This window comes from Priestia sp. USM5 (assembly GCF_058323215.1).
In genome coordinates this window covers 4,132,866-4,151,365 of sequence record NZ_JBSGKN010000001.1, presented here as the reverse complement: position 1 = coordinate 4,151,365, position 18,500 = coordinate 4,132,866, and the positions used below count along the sequence as shown (strand labels likewise).

Genomic DNA, 18,500 nt, shown 5'->3' with positions numbered 1-18,500 from the left:
CGCTACATAGTCCACTTATTTGACAAAACATGCTAAAATAACTGATGATAACCTGCATGTGCTGCTGTTTATACAAAAGAACTGGATCAAGGTTTCTCAAAAATCATTTATACACTGCTGACATTTTGATGAATAGGAGAGGCTACGTGATGTCTAAAAGTGATCATGAAAAGCAACAGATGAGTCGGGCTGATATGAAAAAACAAGCTAAAACATCCTCGCAAAACCTTGTGATGAACGTACTCATTGCCATTGTATCTGCATGTATTTTAGCTCTTATTATAAATATTTTTGTACTAATGAAATGAGTCGGTCGTTATGCTGCTCATTTCTTTTTATTAGGTTCAGCTTTTATTGAAGAGTTTGAGGTCTCTTTCACTAGAGAGCACATTGTGAATAGCATATCTTTTTTTTACAAATGATAGTTGTGATATGATAAAGCAATAATACATTAGACAAAAAGCTGGAGGTTACTTAGTATGCCATTACTTAGATTTGATGTAATAGAAGGAAGAGACGAAAAAGAGTTAAAAGCATTACTAGACGCTACTCATCGAGCGATGCTAGAAGCCTTTGGCGTCCCAGAACGCGATCGTTATCAAATTGTACATCAGCATCCTGCTCATGAAATGATTATTGAAGATACAGGTCTTGGCTTTGAGAGAAGCAAGGATTTGGTTATTATAAGTGTGACGAGCAAACAGCGAACAGAAGAGCAAAAACAAGCTCTTTACAAATTAATTGTAAAAGAGCTGGGAGAAAGCTGCGGAATTCAGCCAAGCGACATTATGATTTCAATTGTTGAAAACGGTAATGCTGACTGGAGCTTTGGTATGGGAGAAGCTCAATTCTTAACTGGGAAATTATAAAATGGTTTATTATCTAGAGAAGCCCTTATTTCTAAGGGCTTTTTCTCATTTTGTCTATAAAAATATTATTCTCTTAGTCACATCTTACTCAAAATTAAATACAGACATCTGTCAAATGAATGATACAATAAGCTTATATGCCGTTTTGAGTGGGAAAACCAAAAAAGAGTTCGGCGTACTAACTTCAGAACAACAATAATTTTACATAAAGATGTAAAGATTTAAAGGTTAAAAGAGAAATGTATAAAATCTGTAAAACAAAAGAACAGTTACGCGTTAAACATAGGAGTAAAAGGTTCTTCACGTGTTTTTTCGGATAATAAGAGAAAGTAATTTTGATCATTGAGGAGGAACTTAGAATGTTTGGATTTGATGCAGATGTATCGCCATTAGTGCGAATTAAAGTAATTGGAGTCGGCGGTGGAGGAAATAACACCGTTAACCGTATGATTGAACATGGTGTACAAGGGGTAGAATTTATCGCCGTTAATACGGATGCTCAGGCGCTTAATTTATCTAAAGCAGATGTGAAAATGCAGATTGGTGCGGCATTAACGCGAGGATTAGGTGCAGGAGCTAATCCAGAAGTAGGAAGAGAAGCTGCAGAAGAAAGCAGAGAGCAAATTCAAGAAGTACTGCAAGGCGCAGATATGGTATTCGTAACAGCTGGCATGGGGGGAGGCACTGGTACTGGAGCAGCTCCGGTTATTGCCCAAATTGCCCGTGAACTAAATGCTTTAACAATTGGAGTAGTTACTCGCCCTTTCAAGTTTGAAGGAAATAAACGTACCAAGCAAGCAGTAGGCGGTATTACTGCGATGAATGAATCGGTAGATACCCTTATTGTCATTCCAAACGACCGCTTGCTTGAAATCGTTGATAAAAAGACACCTATGCTTGAAGCATTCCGTGAAGCAGATAATGTTCTTCGCCAAGGTATTCAAGGTATTTCAGATTTAATCGCTGTTCCGGGGCTGATTAACCTTGACTTTGCTGATGTAAAAACAATTATGTCTAATCAAGGATTTGCGCTTATGGGTATCGGACGAGCTTCGGGATCAGATCGAGCAATTGAAGCAGCGAAAAAAGCGATTTCTAGTCCGCTGCTAGATGCATCGATTGATGGAGCAAGAGGCGTGCTGCTGAACATTACGAGCGGCAGCAGCCTGAGTCTTTACGAAGTACAGGAAGCAGCAGATATTGTCACGTCCGCTTCTGATCAGGACTTAAATATGATTTTTGGATCTGTGATTAATGAAGATTTAAAGGACGAAATGATGGTAACCGTTATTGCCACTGGATTTGATGATGAAGATATTTCACCATCAGCTTCCACTTCTAGAGTTTCAAGAGCACGCTACTAAATTAAATAACCAGCTTTTATGGTGGCAATTGTTTTTCAATTGCCTTAAAAGGGAATCCGGTGAAAATCCGGAGCGGTCCCGCCACTGTAACAAGGAGCCTTATGTCAAAAAGCCACTGTCTATTTAGAGACGGGAAGGCGGTATAAGGCAATGACTTGAAGCCAGGAGACCTGCCATAAATCGCAGCACACAATAACCTACGAGGATAGGGAGGTGTTTTGGCAGAATCAAAAATACGATAAACAAGGGATACGTTTATCTGAATTTGTTGTGAAGGCAAGCACTTCTTTTTAGAAGTGCTTTTTTTTGTGTATTAAAATAGAAGGTGGAAAAATGAATGATAAATAATAAAAAACTTGTATCTATGATATTTCTCGTGTTACTTTGCCTCACTGCTTGCGCTCCTAATGAAGAGAGCGTAAGTATAAAAGAAAGAAAGAAAACGGATAAAAGTGTGACGTTTTTATTTAATTTTACATCTGCAACGCTTGATCCTCATACGGACGATAATTATACAGCAGTTCGTGGGGGAGTAGGGGAGACGCTTGTTAAAATCAACGACGATTTAAAAATAAAGCCTTGGCTTGCTGAAAAGTGGGAAACGAAAGATAACGGCCTTACATGGACATTTATGATAAGAAAGAACATCACGTTTCAAAATGGAAAAGCGCTGAATGCAAATGCCGTTAAGTCTTCTCTTCAAAGAACGATAGACCAAAGTTATGCGATGAAAAACGCTTTAAATATTAAAGAAATGAAAGCGAACAGTCATGCGCTGACAATTACATTAAAAGAAACAATGCCTAAATTTCCTTCTGAATTAGTGCATCCAAATACAGCTATTATAGATGTTGATGCTTCTAATATAGCTAAGAAGCCCATTGGTACGGGTCCATTTCGCGTCTTGTCTTTTGATCAAGGAAATCAAGTAAAATTAGAAAGATATGAAAATTATTGGGGTGGAAAAGTGAAATTGAAAAGTGCGATCTTTGGATTTAACGAAGATGCTAATGCGCGAGTTGCTGCTCTTCAATCTGGAACAGCCGATATTATTTATCGCCCGCCTTTAGAAAGCTTGGGCACTTTACAAACAGATCCGTCTTTTAAAGTAAGTGGAGTACCTAGTGTGCGCACCCATTTATTGCTTTACAATCAAACTAATGACGCATTAAAAGACGAAAATGTAAGAAAAGCTATCGATACCTTATTGAACCGAAAAGAAATTGTTAGCAGCATCATGAACAATCAAGCGGCAGCGGCTCGAGGTCCATTTTTACCCCAATTACCTTTTGCTGATAGTACTGCTAATGAGCAAAGAGGTATGACATCTGCTAAAAAATATTTAGAGAAAGCAGGCTATCAAATCAAAAATGACAAAGCAATCAAAAATGGAAAGCCACTATCGCTCTCTCTTGTCACATATAGTTCTTTGCCAGAACTGCCTTTAATTGCTCAGCTTATACAGTCTAATGCCAAAGAGTTAGGAATTACTATTAAGATTCACCTAGTTGAAGATAGCGATGAATATGTAATGGCAAAAGATGATTGGGATTTAGCATTGTACAGCCTTATCACAGCACCTAGAGGAGATGCCAGCTATTATTTAAGTACGAACTATTTGCCCGGCGGTGGTTTAAATGCCAGCCGGATTAATGATGATACGCTAACAAAAATGATAGAACAGTTAAATTCAACAGTAGATGACGCAAAACGAGATCAGTTAGCCAAACAAGCAACCGCTTTGATTAATAGAAAAATGCTGACGTCATCGATTGTACATCCAAACATTGTTGTTGCTTATAATCAAAAAGTGAAAAACTGGACAACAAATCCAAGCGAGTATTATATGCTGACTCAGCATTTAGACGTAACGCCGTAGTTAACATTGCAGCATAAGCAGAGAAAAGAAAAAGTATACAATGATCGTTAAAAGGATGTGACAGTAAACGTGCAAGAAGTACAAATGTATCAAATTAAAGAAGTAAAAGAAAAGGATGCTGAAGTGATTCAGTTTGTCATGAATATGCGGAATGAGCTATTTCCTATGCTGGAAAAAAATCAGCTTCCTGTGGATTTGCTTCATTTTAATGAACATTACGTTCAAGCGAAAGACGCTGCTTTTTTTGCAGCTGTTACGGAAAATCAACAAGTAATTGGAACCATTGGTTTATACGCTTACGATGGACGGTTTCATGCATTAAAAGAGCGATATGAACATAGAACTGCAGCTGAGGTTGTAAAATGCTATGTCGATCCAGCGTACCGGCGTCTAGGCATTGGACAGCAGCTGTTAAAAGCAGTTGAACAATTTGCCCAAAGTCATTTTTATGACACGCTGTATCTGCATACTCATCCTTTCTTACCTGGCGCTATTCCTTTTTGGGCTTCACAAGGCTTTATCAAAAGGCTAGCTGAACAGGACGAACCATGGAATACGCTGCACATGGACAGAAAAATACAACGAGTCGTAACGTAACGAGATCATACAGTAATTACCATGGAATCTGTATATGGGCTCATGCTATAATGAACGTAACTTACATTTATAGCCTGTAGGGCAAGTCCTTACAGAAAAGAACCACGTTTCGAATTGGCTGAAACGTGGTTTTTTTCTATAAAAAACAAGTAACAAAATATTTTTAAAAATATATATGAAATCGCTTTCAAAATAATGAAATATATTATATAATTACTAGTGTTGTGTTGTACTTTGTTAGTGTTAAATCAATATCCTACATGTGTGAGCCGATTGCCTTATGGTAGTCGGCTTCCTTTTTTTATAGTAGAAGTCTAAAGGGAAACAGCGTTCGTTAAAATGGCTGTAATTGTCATGATAATAGTTGTCCCAAAGGCCCACTTGAAAAGAAAGAAAAGTAGCAATCATTCCAAACCCTAACAAAGAAAGCATTATCCATCACCTCTTAAAAATTTAGAAAATTCTATTAATTTATGTTATAGCATTAGAATTAATGTTAAAGTTTGGTATTTTTAAATAAGGTAACTTCAAACTAAACCTAAAAACTAAAAAAGCCGCCTTGTAGGCGACTGGTTTAAGCTAGGTCAGCTGTTATGGACTGCTTTTGAAGGTGATCAGACAGAAGGCTGTAGGCGATAATCTTCTTTTTATATTGTTTCACGACGTCGACATGATCATGATAGCTATATACGCATAGTCGAACAGCGTTTTTCCCTTTTTTCGTATCGATAACAAGTGGAGTTTCACTGTCTTCTAGGTGTTTATAATAGTCCTTATTTCCTTCATGGACATAATATTGTTTTAAAAATGTTGCTTTATTAAAATAATCAATCACTTGCATTTTGTCTTTGCCTTCTAAATGTTTCCCATCAACTGTGACAGTAGCGTTTTGATCATCAAGTGTTGGGTGTAATTGAAATTTAGTCATAAGCCATTTGACCACTGGAGTTGGAAGACACGTTATTAATATTTTGAGTGCACTTACAAGAATGATGGAAAGTAATACAATCCATGTCATAGTTAATCATCTCCGCTTAAATTAAATAAGATTACATACTTATTTTACCACAGAGAACATGATTGCTTTTTGTACATTATGTGAACCTTCTTTAGTGAAAAGATGTATATGAAATGCGTTTATTTATGCACATTTAGGGAAATATAAAATTATAACAAATACTACATATAAAAAAGGAGAAAAAATTATGTTGTGGACGATTATTGGACTTTTATTTATTTTTTGGTTATTAGGATTAGTTTTTCATATTGGCGGCGGCATCATTCACATTCTTCTTGTCATTGCAGTGATTGTGCTGATCGTAAAACTTGTGAAACGAATTTAGATATAAAAAGCCTTTCCTTAGGGAAAGGCTTTTTATGTGGAGAGATTATAAAAATGAGCTGTATTTCGATATAAAAAATCATATGTCTCCGTTACAGAAACCCTTTTGAGACGTGCTATTTCCTGAACGGACTGATGCATCATTGATGGAACCGTTGTCTGGTTTTGAAAATGTCCTTCAAATGGCCACGGACCATCTGTTTCGACCATCAAGTAGTCAAGAGGGTAATCTGTGGCAAGCGCTTGGATTTTAGGTTTATATACAATATCAGGTGTAACGGAAATATAGTAGCCGTTGTTTTTCATTCGTTCAACGGTTTTTTTAGCTCCTTTGAACCAGTGGAAGTGAGCTTTAGGCACAGAATGTTTTTCTAGTAAGTCGCACACGATCTCAGCATCTTCATATACAGCGTGAAGAATTAACGGTTTCCCCCATTTTTTTGAATGAATAATAAAAGCTTCAAGCAGCTCCAAATAGGGCTCTAGAGAAAGAGTATAGGTCTGACTTAAGTAATAAGGTAGACCAACCTCCCCAACAGCGATCATTTCTTCATTGTTTTGATCAATCCAGGCAAACAGCTCCGCTAATTCATTTGAAGAAGGCAGCATTTGTTCAGGGTGAAATCCGTAGGCAGGTTTCACGCAGGAATATAACTTGCTGATTTTTTGATTAAGTTGGCAAGAGTGTAATGTAGAAGATACAGAAATAAGCGCTTGTAACGAAGGATCCTGCTCAACTATGTCTTTCCAGCTTTTCTGTTCATATTGATCTAGATGAATATGCGAGTCAATAATGCGTTTCATAAATAATGCTCCTCCCAGCCTATTTTGTTTAAAAATAATACGTAAGAGAGTGTATGATTCTGTTAAGCCTCCACTTTATTTCTTATTTGTTTTCTGTTCCCCCATTTAGTAATAGATGAGAACGTATAAACAATAAGAGCTAACCAAATAAAACTAAAAGCAATAACATGAGCTTTTGTTAGCGATTCATGGTATAGAATGACTCCTGCTAGCAAAGACAAGGTTGGTGAAATATATTGAAGAATACCAAGCATTGATAATGATACTTTTTTAGCACTTTTTGTGAATAATAGGAGTGGTAAAGCTGTAACTACTCCACTGCCCATTAATAAAAGACTTGTTGAAAAAGAATCAAAAAACTGCAAGTGTGATTGAAATGTAAGGTAGCCTATGTATGCTAATGCAATAGGGGAGATGACCATCGTTTCAAGAGTTAATCCAATCGTTGAATCAGCTTTAATCTTTTTCTTTGCCAAACCATATAATCCGAAGGTAACAGCTAAGCTAAGCGAAATCCAAGGAACCACACCATAATGAAGACTAAGCGTTAAGACGCCGATTCCTGCTAGTATAAATGCAAAAATTTGAGCCCCGCTTAATCTCTCTTTTAAGAAAATAACACCTAATAAAACACTTGTTAGGGGATTAATATATTGTCCAAGGCTCGCTTCTACTATTTTTCCATTAATGACAGCCCACATAAAAATGCCCCAATTTGCACTAATAAGTACAGACGCAGTAAAAAGGGACCAGAATAAGGATGGTTTTTTCACTATTTCTTTTATAAACGTAATGTATGTACGCCATTTCTTTGTCATTAATAAAAGAATAAGCATAAAAATAAAAGACCAAAAAACGCGCTGAGCTAAAATCTCACCTGGTGCTACGTGGTGAACCAGCTTCCAATAAATTGGCGTGAGCCCCCACATAAGATAAGCAAGGACCGCATATATCACACCATCTCTGTCGTGATTTAAGTTCATGTGAAACCTTCTTTCTAACATAAGATAAAATCAGTAATAAAAGTCATAGATTAACATAAAAAAGCAGCATAAACGATTATATCACAGAGAAAAACGATTCTTCACATGTTGAATGGCTCAAAAAAGCGCTATGCGCCAGGTCATTGCTTTTCTATGTCTAAAATAAAATCAAATTGCGTGTTTCTAACAAGGTAAGTGCTTACACAAGTGCGTATGATAAGCGTTCCTTCAGCTTATATTCAAGTGGTTATGAAAAACAGTTGATTTCCCCATTATAAACTGTCAAGCTTAGGGAAGAAGAAAATCTTAGAGGAAAGAATATATAGGTGACGAATATGATCGAAATAAAAATGTCTACGATAAGCGACGGAGAATTTAACAGAGGTGTATTTGCTAAGCAAGATATTAAAAAAGGAACGCTTATTCACGAAGCTCCTGTTATCGCTTATCCTAATAAAGAGCATGATTTTATTGAGAAAACAACACTAGCGGATTATGCTTTTGAATATGGAGTGAATCATACGGCTATTCTTTTGGGATACGGTATGCTGTTTAATCACTCGTATACACCCAATGCTACGTATGAAATTAATTTTGACAATCATACCTTTGATTTTTATGCATATACGGATATCCAAGCAGGAGAAGAAATTCTCATCAACTATAATGGAGATGAAGATGATCAAGAGCTCCTTTGGTTTGATCGTGAAGATGAAGAAGAACAAAAGTAAAAAGTTAAGCCCATCGAAAATCGATGGGCTTTTTATTATGCTTTTTTATCTGGATACATAGTAGAGTTCAAACGGATGAATTGGTAAATATGCGTAATAATAACTTTTAAAACGGCATATCCAGGAACGGCTAAAATAATACCGATGATTCCGAATAAGTTTCCGGCGGTTAGAATGACAAAAATGACCGTAATCGGGTGAATATCCAGGCTTCTTCCCATAATTTGCGGAGAGATTACTTTGCCTTCAAGCAATTGAACAACTGCCCAGACAATGGCCAGTTTTACAAGCATGAAAGGAGACGTAATAAACGCAATAATAATGGCTGGAATAATGGCGATAATAGGACCAAGGTAAGGGACAACATTGGTTACCATGGCGATAATCGCTAGAAGTAATGCATAATCTAACCCAATAATCAGATAGCCAATGAAAAGCAGTACACCTATACAAATCGCAACAAAAATTTGCCCGCGAATATATGCGCTTAATGCGTGGTTCATGTCGGCTAAAATGAATTTAGCTTCAGAACGAGAGCGGTTTGGAAGCAGTTTTACAATGTAATTAGGTAAGTTTTTCCCATCTTTTAATAAGTAGAAAAGAATAAAGGGTAAAACGGCAACCGATAATATAATTTCTGTAATGGTACCGACAAAGTTCACAATACCGCTTGAAAATCCAGAAACATATTTGCTCAAGTGTTTTGATGCATCTTTTGAAATCTTATCTAGGTCCGTGTTAGCCGACTGAAGACCCTGTTCGACATATCGGTTATTCGAAAGATTCGTCACCGCATGCTGAACGTCATGCGTCAGCTCTGGGATATTATCAATAAGACGGTCAACTTGATTTTTTAGAGGCGGGATAACCGATGAAATAATAATGGCTAATGCGCCGATAATCACTATGTATAAAACAAGAATGGAAATAATTCGTTTTACACCTTTTCGTTCTAAAAAGTCAACAAGCGGATTAAATAAATAAAAGCAAATTCCTGCTAAGATAATCGGCAGTGCGATTGTTTTAATAAAAATAGAGATAGGAATTAAAATAAATCCGATTTTTGATAATGAAAAAATAGTCATGCTGAGAATAAAAATAATAATTGTATATACAACAAATTTATTATTTAAGATTTTTTCTCGGAAAAAAGTTCCTTTCTGAGGTCTAGGTTCCAAGCTGTTCAACTCCTTTAAAAAGTAAATGTATAGTTATCATACCCTGATTTAGACTAATTTAAGAGGGTTTTTTACAAAGAAGTGTGCATACTAGTAGAAAATCTTCTAGAAAGAAGGGGTGAAATCATTGAAAGAAGACAAACAGCCCTCGTATCGTGATTTCTCTACAGTAGAAAAAAGCCACGAGTATATAACCGCTGAAGAATTTCCAGACGGTCCCTTCGGCTCTCCGGTTAATCAAAAACTGGGGAAATCTACTTCATGGGAAGAAGGGCAGCGAACGTATAGCGCATTTAATTATGAAAACAAAAACCTTCATGAAAAAGCTCAAAGGTTATTCCCAGGGGCGCACCCTGTACATGATAACCCAAAGGAACATGAACAAAATCCAAGCTAATGTTTTTATTTTTAATGGGAAATGAAGAGCGCTTCTTTCTTGCTTGCATTGATATATGTATAGAATAATGTCTGCCAACTGCGATATCAAAAAGTCTTTGATATGTTTAGTATATGTCGATGTATCTTTTTGTTAAATCATGTTGACAACAAGCAATTTAGCCTGTAATATAAAACGTAACTTATCAATGTTTCTACAGGATTCGACAAAATTTGATTTACTTAAACTTGTGATCTCAACTTCTATTTACAGCTATTAGAGCGCTGTAAGTAGAAGTTTTATTTATGTTATCGATCAAAAAGAAAAAAGCAGGTCTGCTCAAGCAGGCCTGCTTTTTTTATTATTGAACAGCGTCAAATTTATTTACTTTCCACTGAGAATTAGATTTATAGAATGTGACAGTTCGTTTTACACTGCCGCCATCTACAGTTGGAACTGTGAATTCATAAGAGCGAACTGTTGCTGTTTGATACACAAGCTTTGTTTTTGCTTTTGACCACTCTAACATGCTGAATCCGTCGCCGATTGGATGTGCAAGTTTGCCGTTATATGTGATATAGCCGTAATTTGTTAATCCTTTTTCTACTGCACTATTTGTAAATGTCTCAGATAAGTAGCTTGATAGCTCAGCTTTTGTATCAAATTCAGGGCAAAGGTACACGTACTCAGTTCCTTTATATTCAAATGTACGTTCTGTACATGGTTTGTTTTTATAACCGTGCAGAGCACTCCAGAAATGATTGCTGGCACTAGCTGCAATTTTGACAGCATTTGCATCCGTTAGTGTTGAAGATGTTGTTTGTGCTGTAACTCCAGTGCTTAGTGTAAAGAAAATAGCGATTGATGATAAAACTAGTCCAATTTTTTTCATTTCTAACTCACTCCTAATTAATTAACCTTATTTATGTAACGATTATGTGTTTTATATTTCTTTTGTTACATTTATATTACAATAAATCTGTAATAAAAGAAAGTGTTTTGTCTTTTTTTCTTAAATTTTTTTAGATTTTTACTAGTTTCTGAAGTAGATATAGTAAATAAATTGCGGATAAATGTTGATTTATTAGGATTTTTAAACCGATTTTTCTATTTTATATTCGTTTTGTTACAAATAATCTTTTTTGTAACAAAACTGTAATAAAAGAAGCTGAATACTTTTAGGATACAGAAAAATAAAGATAAAACGGTGAAAAAGCGATTTTAAAAGTTTTTTTCCTTTTTTTGGGCATATTTCTTTTGCGGTTTTGAGCTTTTTAGTAGAGTAGATTAAGAGGAGGCGAAATCATGAAAGTCATTATACATAGTGAGAAAAGCGGTATAGCAGGCATGAATTACAGAGATCTTCAGGAGATGCCCCCTGAAAGAGGAGAAGTAAAAGTAAGGTTAAAAACAGCAGGTTTAAACCGGAGAGATTTATTTGTTATGAATAATCGAGGCAAAGGAGATAAGCCGTTTATTCCCGGTTCAGACGGTGCAGGTATTATAGAAGAAGTGGGAGAAGGCGTAAAAGGTTTAAAAATTGGAATAGAAGTGATCATTAATCCAAGTCTGGAGTGGGATCGTATAGAGGACATTCCGTTTACGCCTAAAATTTTAGGTGGTCCATCGAATGGAACGTTTGCAGAGTATGTAATCATAAAAGCGGATAATGTTGTGCAAAAGCCGCCTTATCTATCTTGGAAACAAGCGGGAGTTCTTTCATTATCAGCTTTAACTGCGTATAGAGCTCTCTTTACAAAAGGGCAGTTAAAAAAAGGAGAACATCTACTTATTCCTGGTATAGGGAGCGGAGTCGCGACTTATGGCTTGTTATTCGCAAAAGCTATCGGAGCTGACGTAACGGTTACTTCTAGAAGTGATGAAAAAAGAAAGCAAGCCCTAGAGTACGGAGCTGATTATGCATTAGACAGTGGAAGTAACCTAAAAGAAGAAATCAACGATAGAAAAGTAGATATCATACTTGATAGTGTGGGGGCAGCTTTATTTCCGACGTATTTTGAAATACTAAAGCCAAATGGAAGAATTGTTAATTTTGGTGCGAGTTCTGGAAATGAAGTTGAATTGCCTCTAAGAACTATTTTTTATCCTCAATTCAATATACTTGGCACATCTATGGGAAGTCAGGAAGAATTTGTGGACATGATGGATTTTATAGAGAAACATCAAATTAAACCAATCGTCGATAGATTCTATCCGCTGTCAGAGGCAGCTGCAGCTTGCGAACGATTAGATAAAGGAAAACAATTTGGCAATATAGGTTTACTTATTTCAGAATAAAAAAATCCCCGGCGCTAACTGGGGACTTTTTTATATAATCAAACGTTTGTTTAAATGAAAGAAACAAGGTAATAACAGGATTTTTAGCAGTTTTTTATCATAACCACCAAGCCAATAAAAAGGTAACAAATCCTCCTAGTATCAAAAATCCCATGCTGTATTTGAGCGTGTATTTAAACAGTTCACCCTCTTTTCCGGCTAAACCTACTGCTCCAGCAGCGACAGCAATTGATTGAGGAGAAAGCATTTTAGCCATCACGCCGCCGGCAGTATTAGCCGCTACGAGAATAATTGGCAAGACATTAATTTGCTGAGCAGTAGTTAGCTGCAAGTTGCCGAACAGCGCATTATTCGATACGACAGACCCCGTTAGAAATACGCCAATCCAGCCAAGAAATGGAGATAAAAATGGAAAATAAGCAGCTGATGTAGCGAGTGCCAATCCAAGTGTAGAGGACTGTCCTGAATAATTTGAAATAAAAGCAAAAGCAATGACCATCATAATCGTCATAATAGGTCTTGATAGTTCTTTTACGGTTTCCAAAAGAGTGGTCCATGCCACTTTTGCCGATACGTTAAGCAAGAAAACTGAAAGGATACAAGCGATAAGAATTGCCGTACCTGTTGCTGCAAATAAGTCTATTTTTAAGACAGCAGCGTAAGGCGTAGGATCTTTTACTAAAGGCGCTGCTTTAATTACGTGATTGTGTAAAAATGGGACGTTAATAAGCAGGTTCAGATGTTCAAGCGCCGTTTTGACAAAAGAAATGCTCCAAGCCGTAACGAGTATCGTTAATAGAATAAAAGGAGACCAAGCCTTTAAAATTTGTTTTGGTGACAGGCTGAAGCTTTTAGCTGCTGCCGGGCTTGTTCTTTTAATATAAAAAGCAAGAGCAAGCAAACTCACAATAGAAGATGTGATATTTGGAAGTTCAGGGCCGATGTATGTAACAGTTAAATACTGCGTCAGTGCATAGGAAATGGCTGTGATGCTCGTTGCTTTCCATACGTCTTTTAATCCTTTTATCCCATCCATAATAAAGACAAGTAAAAAAGGGATAAGAAAAGAAATAATCGGAAGCTGCGTGCCAAGAAAATGAGCAATTTCTTTTGGATCAATGCCAGATACTTGTCCTGCGACAATGACAGGAATCCCCATGGCGCCAAAAGCTCCTGAAGCTGTATTAGCAATTAAGCATAGCGCCGCTGCTTTTAACGGTTTGAATCCAAGTCCAACTAGAAGCGCTGCTGTAATGGCAATTGGAGCTCCAAATCCTGCTGCTCCTTCTAAAAAAGCATTAAAGGAAAAAGCAACAAGCAGCATTTGCAAGCGGGGGTCATCGGTTATTGAAATAATAGATTGCCTAATGGTAGTAAACTGTCCGCTTTTGACAGTTAGCTTGTATAAGAACACCGCGCCGATAATAATATAGCTGATGGGCCAAAGTGCATACAAAAACCCATAGCCTGTGGCTCCTAAGACCATTGAGGCAGGCATATCATAAAAATAAATAGCAATAATCATAGAAAGAAGTACCGTAATACCAGCAGCAATGTGTCCTTTTAATTTCAAAAGAGTTAAAGCAATAAAGAAAAAGATGATGGGGATGAGTGCAATTAGTGCAGAAAGCCAAATATTATTTAACGGATTATATACTTGAGTCCACGTCATATTCATACACCTCTACTACATATTTAAAACAAGGGAGCGGGGGAGTCCCCCGCAAAAATCTTTTGATGTTACACAAAAGCTCTGTCGCGAGTTTGCTTAAGAATGCTAGCAGAGTGCTCGAGCTGCTGCTGTTCGTGAGGAGTTAAATTCAATTCAATAATTTGGCGCACGCCGTTTTTATTAATGATAGCCGGCACGCCGATATACACATCAGAAATACCGTATTGTCCTTCTAATAAAGCAGATACCGTTAAAATAGAATTTTCATCATCTAAAATAGCCTTGGTTATGCGTACAAGTCCCATCGCAATTCCGTAATAAGTCGCTCCTTTTCGATTAATAATATGGTAAGCCGCATCGCGTGTTTGTTCGAATAGATGCTGCATATCCGGCTCTTTTTCAATAGCAGCAGTATTGATAAAATGTTCGAGCTTCACACCGCCAATTTGCGCGTGGCTCCAAACAGGAAATTCCGTATCTCCATGTTCCCCCATAATATAAGCGTGGACGTTGCGAGAATCTACTTCGAAATAGTCGCTTAACAAGTAGCGGAAGCGAGCTGTGTCAAGAATCGTTCCTGAACCAATTACTCGTTCGTTTGGTAATCCTGATACTTTTTGTGTAACGTGTGCGAGAATATCAACTGGATTTGTTGCCACTAAAATGATGCCGTCAAATCCGCTGTTCATAATATCTTTTACAATGCATTCAAAAATTTTAACGTTTTTTTCAACTAGATCTAAGCGCGTTTCCCCTGGAGCTTGATTAGCGCCCGCTGTAATAACTACTAAATCAGCATCAGCGCAGTCTTTATAATCTCCAGCCCAGATTTTCATCGGTGTGGCAAATGGCATTCCATGATTGATATCGCGTGCTTCGCCTTCTGCTTTTTCTTTGTTCATATCGATTAACACTAATTCATTGGCAATACCTTGATTGACCATTGAAAAAGCGTAGCTTGAGCCAACAAAACCAGTTCCGATAACGGCAACTTTTCGTGTCTTTGGTGTAAATTGTGTTTTCATTTGTATCATCCTTTGAATTTTATTTTGTGATGTTTTTCACAATGTTAGTGTAACAAGAATAAATACCCTCGGCTGTGATAAAAATCACACCCTTAAAAAAATAGTAAACAATTTTACAGGGCGATTTAAAAAAGGGTTCTTCTACATGAAGTGCCACATTTAGAAAGATCTTAAACGTTTAAAGTGTTGAGTAAAGGCAACTTGTTTTGCAGAAAGCTAAAGAGTTTAACATTCTCTATTTGTATGTTAACAGCCAATAATGTTTCTATAGACCCACACGAAATCCATTTGTTACACTAAGTTTGCTTATTTTGAATAAAGGAGTGGAAGGGATGGAGAACTACTATGAGCAAGCCCAAAAAGGCGCTTGGGTTAGTATCTTATCATATATCTTTTTATCAGCATGTAAACTTATTATTGCGGGTGTCACCGCTTCCTCTGCTTTAAAAGCCGACGGTCTTAATAATGTTACAGATATTATTGCATCAATTGCCGTCTTAGTCGGCTTAAAAATCTCTAAAAAACCTCGCGATAATGATCATCCCTATGGACATTCCAGAGCGGAACATATCTCTTCACTTATTGCTTCTTTTATCATGATGGTCATCGGACTAGAAGTATTGGTCGACGCGGGTCAGTCATTATTTATGGACAAATCTGAAGCGCCTAATTTACTGGCTGCTTGGGTAGGTCTTGGAGCGGCTGCTGTTATGGGGGGTGTCTACCGGTATAATATTAAGATTGCTAAAAAACTTGATAGCCAGTCTTTATATGCGGTTGCTAAAGATAATTTGTCTGATGCACTTGTGAGTATAGGGGCTGTTGTGGGAATTTTCGGCTCACAATTCGGCCTGCCCTGGCTGGACGTGGTAGCTGCTTTTGCTGTGGGAATTATTATTTGTAAAACAGCCATCGAGATTTTTAAAGAAGCGGCTCACTCCTTAACGGACGGATTTGATGAAGAAAAGTTAGGGCACTACAAAGAAAGCATTGGGCTTGTAGAAGGTGTAAAAGAAGTAGAAGATGTGAAAGCGCGCAAGCTTGGTAATCAAGTCGTGATTGATGTAACTGTTAAAGTAGATCCCCATTTAAATGTTATTAAAAGCCATGAAATTGCTGATCAAATTGAACATATGATGAACGATGAGCATCAGATTAAAGATACGCTTGTTCATATTGAACCTGATGCATACGAAAAGCAAAAATAAAACCAGCACGTTCTTTCGTTATGAAAGGATGGGCTGGTTTTATTTTTGGAGAAATTTGAAATAAATCACAAAAACTTCTTCAAAAATGAAAATGAAAAGCCGTTATTAGTAATATAAAGATTTTTGTAGAAGGGTGAGGGAATGAAGAGGTTAAGTGCAAAGCTCGTAGTATTTTTTAGTATTTTTATAGCTATTTTATTATTAGTTGTTTCAGGGGCTGTTTATCAATTTACCAAAACACAAATAGAAAAAGATGTAGAGATTCAGTCTCAAAGTCAAGTGAAAGAGTTAAAAGAAACGATTCATACGTACTTAGACATGTATAGTCGTTCTTTGCTGACGTATAGTGAAAATGATGTAATCGTTAATTTTGTTAAGCAGGAAGGAAATCAAACAAACCAAGAGAAAAATCCGTATTTTACATGGAATACGGTTCAAAAAGAGTTTACGCAGTTTAAAGAAAAATATCCAAACCTGGCACTTGAATACATAGGCACTAAAAATAAGGGAATGTATTCTGTTCCCAAGCAAGAGTTTGGTTCAAACTATGATCCGACTTCCAGGGTGTGGTACAAACAAGCAGTAGAATCACCTGAAGAGGTTGTTTACACGGATCCATATGAAGATGCAGCAACGAAAAAGACGGTTGTGACGATTGCAAAGGCTATTTTAGATCCAGATACTAAAAATGTGCTGGGCGTTATAGCTACTGATTTAGACTTAGATGCATTAAAAAACATTGTAGGTAAAGCAGAAGTAAATCACGGTGGATATGCATTTTTATTTGATCAAAATGGCACAGCGCTCGTTCATCCAACAGAAGCTGGAAAAAATTTAATGAATCAGCCATTTATGAAAAAAATGTACGAAGCAGACCGGAATAAAGATTTCATGAAGTATACCTTTCAAGGTGAAGAGAGAGTGATGGCATATGATACTCTCGAAGGAACAAATTGGAAGATAGGAAACGCCTTTATTTATAATGAAATGCTCTCAAGCGCTCATCATTTACTGAATGTGATTGTCTGGATTGCGTTAATTGGCATCTTATTATCAGTGGTGTTAACCATCTTTTTCTCAAGAATCATTACGAATCCGATTCGCCGCTTGAAAAACGAAGTAGCCAAAGTAACAGCTGGCGATTTAACAGTTCAGGTTCAGACGAAGTCAAAAGATGAAATTGGTGAACTTACTCATTTATTTAACGATATGGTAGCTAAAATGAAAACATTGATTGGCACGGTTCAGACGTCTGTTGAGACAGTAAAAACGTCTGTTGAAGACTTGAGTGCTGTATCTGAAGAAGCAACTGCATCCAGTGAAGAAATTGGCCGGGCTATCCATGAGATTGCCAGCGGCGCCACGCAGCAGGCTTCTGACGCTGACTCTACTAATCACAAAACGATGAGTTTATCTTCACAAATTGAAGAAGTCATTGAACAAAACGCCCAGATTAATAAAATGACGATTGAAGCTGTAACCATCAATGAAAAAGGCTTAAAACAAATGCAGCTGCTTCGCAACCAAACTACCGAATCATCTCAGACGATTCACGGTGTTCAAACGGTAATGGAAGAGTTAACAAGTAAGATGAAAGAAATTGAATCTATTATTTTTACAATTAATAGCATTTCAGATCAGACAAATTTACTTGCACTAAATGCTAGTATTGAAGCAGCTCGTGCAGGAGAACATGGCAAAGGATTTGCGGTAGTAGCTGAAGAGGTACGAAAACTTGCTGAACAGTCCTCTCAGGCTACTGAACAAGTTCGCCACACGATTGCAGCGATTCAAGGGGAAGTCGCGGCTGCTCGTGAAGAATGCAACCGGACAGAAGAACTTTCAAAATCTCAAGACTTTGTGGTAGGAGACACAGAACAAGCTTTTCGTGAAATTGCTACTACCATTGAGCAGGTGGCAGCGGCTGTCGAACATGTAACAAGCAGCATGGACAGCATTGATGAGCATAAGGAAGACGTGGTAGCGGCCATTCAAAGTATAGCAGCTATTGCACAGCAATCAGCAGCAGGAACGGAAGAAATTACGGCTTCTACAGAAGAACAAATTAGAGCTATTTCTACTGTTTCTCAATCGGCTGAACATTTGCAAGAGATTAGTGAAGAATTGGCGAACTTGATTCGTCAATTTAAAATTAAATAAAAAAGAGCGCCAAT

At 37.1% G+C, this 18,500-nt stretch carries 18 protein-coding genes and 1 riboswitch; of the genes, 11 read left to right on the top strand and 7 right to left on the bottom strand.

Going from position 1 to position 18,500, the window contains the following annotated elements; all coding sequences use genetic code 11:
• Positions 1 to 149: 149 nt before the first annotated feature.
• From ACWATA_RS21835 to ACWATA_RS21815, 5 genes are all read left to right on the top strand, one after another.
• Positions 150 to 308, top strand: a complete 159-nt coding sequence (locus ACWATA_RS21835) for a hypothetical protein (RefSeq protein ID WP_165635927.1) — start codon at positions 150 to 152, stop codon at positions 306 to 308.
• A 171-nt stretch (positions 309 to 479) separates the two neighbouring features.
• A complete protein-coding gene (locus tag ACWATA_RS21830; protein ID WP_033580680.1) occupies positions 480 to 869 on the top strand; it encodes a tautomerase family protein in 390 nt (129 codons plus the stop codon).
• 359 nt (positions 870 to 1,228) lie between these two features.
• Positions 1,229 to 2,233, top strand: a complete 1,005-nt coding sequence (gene ftsZ, locus ACWATA_RS21825) for a cell division protein FtsZ (RefSeq protein ID WP_014461739.1) — start codon at positions 1,229 to 1,231, stop codon at positions 2,231 to 2,233.
• Positions 2,234 to 2,235: 2 nt separating this feature from the next.
• Positions 2,236 to 2,426: riboswitch (cobalamin riboswitch) on the top strand.
• Positions 2,427 to 2,570: 144 nt separating this feature from the next.
• Entirely contained in the window at positions 2,571 to 4,112 is a 1,542-nt protein-coding gene (nikA, locus tag ACWATA_RS21820; RefSeq protein WP_328141201.1) for a nickel ABC transporter substrate-binding protein, read from the top strand.
• A 69-nt stretch (positions 4,113 to 4,181) separates the two neighbouring features.
• Positions 4,182 to 4,709, top strand: coding sequence for a GNAT family N-acetyltransferase (locus ACWATA_RS21815; RefSeq protein ID WP_049162817.1), 528 nt, complete (start codon positions 4,182 to 4,184; stop codon positions 4,707 to 4,709).
• Positions 4,710 to 5,283: 574 nt separating this feature from the next.
• On the opposite strand, the gene ACWATA_RS21810 is transcribed toward ACWATA_RS21815, so the two are convergent.
• On the bottom strand, positions 5,284 to 5,727 hold the full coding sequence (locus tag ACWATA_RS21810; RefSeq protein ID WP_328141200.1) for a YfmQ family protein: 444 nt from the start codon (positions 5,725 to 5,727) through the stop codon (positions 5,284 to 5,286).
• Between the two features lie 187 nt (positions 5,728 to 5,914).
• Between ACWATA_RS21810 and ACWATA_RS21805 the strand changes: the two genes are divergently transcribed.
• On the top strand, positions 5,915 to 6,052 hold the full coding sequence (locus tag ACWATA_RS21805; protein ID WP_013055244.1) for a lmo0937 family membrane protein: 138 nt from the start codon (positions 5,915 to 5,917) through the stop codon (positions 6,050 to 6,052).
• 32 nt (positions 6,053 to 6,084) lie between these two features.
• Here the strand turns inward: ACWATA_RS21805 and ACWATA_RS21800 are convergent, their stop codons facing one another.
• Together ACWATA_RS21800 and rarD are read right to left on the bottom strand one after the other, a co-directional pair.
• On the bottom strand, positions 6,085 to 6,855 hold the full coding sequence (locus ACWATA_RS21800) for a TatD family hydrolase (protein ID WP_328141199.1): 771 nt from the start codon (positions 6,853 to 6,855) through the stop codon (positions 6,085 to 6,087).
• Positions 6,856 to 6,917: 62 nt separating this feature from the next.
• Entirely contained in the window at positions 6,918 to 7,838 is a 921-nt protein-coding gene (gene rarD / locus ACWATA_RS21795) for an EamA family transporter RarD (protein WP_328141198.1), read from the bottom strand.
• A 335-nt stretch (positions 7,839 to 8,173) separates the two neighbouring features.
• Here rarD and ACWATA_RS21790 point away from each other — a divergent pair, with 335 nt between their 5' ends.
• Positions 8,174 to 8,569 (top strand): SET domain-containing protein, encoded by a 396-nt coding sequence (locus ACWATA_RS21790; protein ID WP_028414329.1) that lies wholly within the window; start codon positions 8,174 to 8,176, stop codon positions 8,567 to 8,569.
• Positions 8,570 to 8,604: 35 nt separating this feature from the next.
• On the opposite strand, the gene ACWATA_RS21785 is transcribed toward ACWATA_RS21790, so the two are convergent.
• Complete coding sequence (locus ACWATA_RS21785) at positions 8,605 to 9,747, bottom strand: AI-2E family transporter (RefSeq protein ID WP_013081622.1); 1,143 nt, start codon at positions 9,745 to 9,747, stop codon at positions 8,605 to 8,607.
• Between the two features lie 127 nt (positions 9,748 to 9,874).
• On the opposite strand from ACWATA_RS21785, the gene ACWATA_RS21780 reads away from it, so the two are divergent.
• On the top strand, positions 9,875 to 10,144 hold the full coding sequence (locus ACWATA_RS21780; RefSeq protein WP_028414328.1) for a hypothetical protein: 270 nt from the start codon (positions 9,875 to 9,877) through the stop codon (positions 10,142 to 10,144).
• A 340-nt stretch (positions 10,145 to 10,484) separates the two neighbouring features.
• On the opposite strand, the gene ACWATA_RS21775 is transcribed toward ACWATA_RS21780, so the two are convergent.
• The gene (locus tag ACWATA_RS21775; RefSeq protein ID WP_033580675.1) at positions 10,485 to 11,015 is read right to left on the bottom strand and encodes a DL-endopeptidase inhibitor IseA; all 531 of its coding nucleotides are present in this window, start codon (positions 11,013 to 11,015) and stop codon (positions 10,485 to 10,487) included.
• A 413-nt stretch (positions 11,016 to 11,428) separates the two neighbouring features.
• Between ACWATA_RS21775 and ACWATA_RS21770 the strand changes: the two genes are divergently transcribed.
• A complete protein-coding gene (locus tag ACWATA_RS21770; RefSeq protein WP_154974264.1) occupies positions 11,429 to 12,421 on the top strand; it encodes a zinc-binding dehydrogenase in 993 nt (330 codons plus the stop codon).
• A 97-nt stretch (positions 12,422 to 12,518) separates the two neighbouring features.
• On the opposite strand, the gene ACWATA_RS21765 is transcribed toward ACWATA_RS21770, so the two are convergent.
• Both ACWATA_RS21765 and ACWATA_RS21760 read right to left on the bottom strand, forming a co-directional pair.
• The gene (locus tag ACWATA_RS21765; protein WP_033580673.1) at positions 12,519 to 14,099 is read right to left on the bottom strand and encodes a lactate permease LctP family transporter; all 1,581 of its coding nucleotides are present in this window, start codon (positions 14,097 to 14,099) and stop codon (positions 12,519 to 12,521) included.
• 62 nt (positions 14,100 to 14,161) lie between these two features.
• The gene (locus ACWATA_RS21760; protein ID WP_013081626.1) at positions 14,162 to 15,118 is read right to left on the bottom strand and encodes an L-lactate dehydrogenase; all 957 of its coding nucleotides are present in this window, start codon (positions 15,116 to 15,118) and stop codon (positions 14,162 to 14,164) included.
• A 332-nt stretch (positions 15,119 to 15,450) separates the two neighbouring features.
• Here ACWATA_RS21760 and ACWATA_RS21755 point away from each other — a divergent pair, with 332 nt between their 5' ends.
• Both ACWATA_RS21755 and ACWATA_RS21750 read left to right on the top strand, forming a co-directional pair.
• Positions 15,451 to 16,326, top strand: coding sequence for a cation diffusion facilitator family transporter (locus tag ACWATA_RS21755; RefSeq protein ID WP_165635924.1), 876 nt, complete (start codon positions 15,451 to 15,453; stop codon positions 16,324 to 16,326).
• A gap of 141 nt (positions 16,327 to 16,467) precedes the next feature.
• The gene (locus ACWATA_RS21750) at positions 16,468 to 18,486 is read left to right on the top strand and encodes a methyl-accepting chemotaxis protein (protein ID WP_165635923.1); all 2,019 of its coding nucleotides are present in this window, start codon (positions 16,468 to 16,470) and stop codon (positions 18,484 to 18,486) included.
• The last annotated feature ends 14 nt before the right edge of the window (positions 18,487 to 18,500 follow it).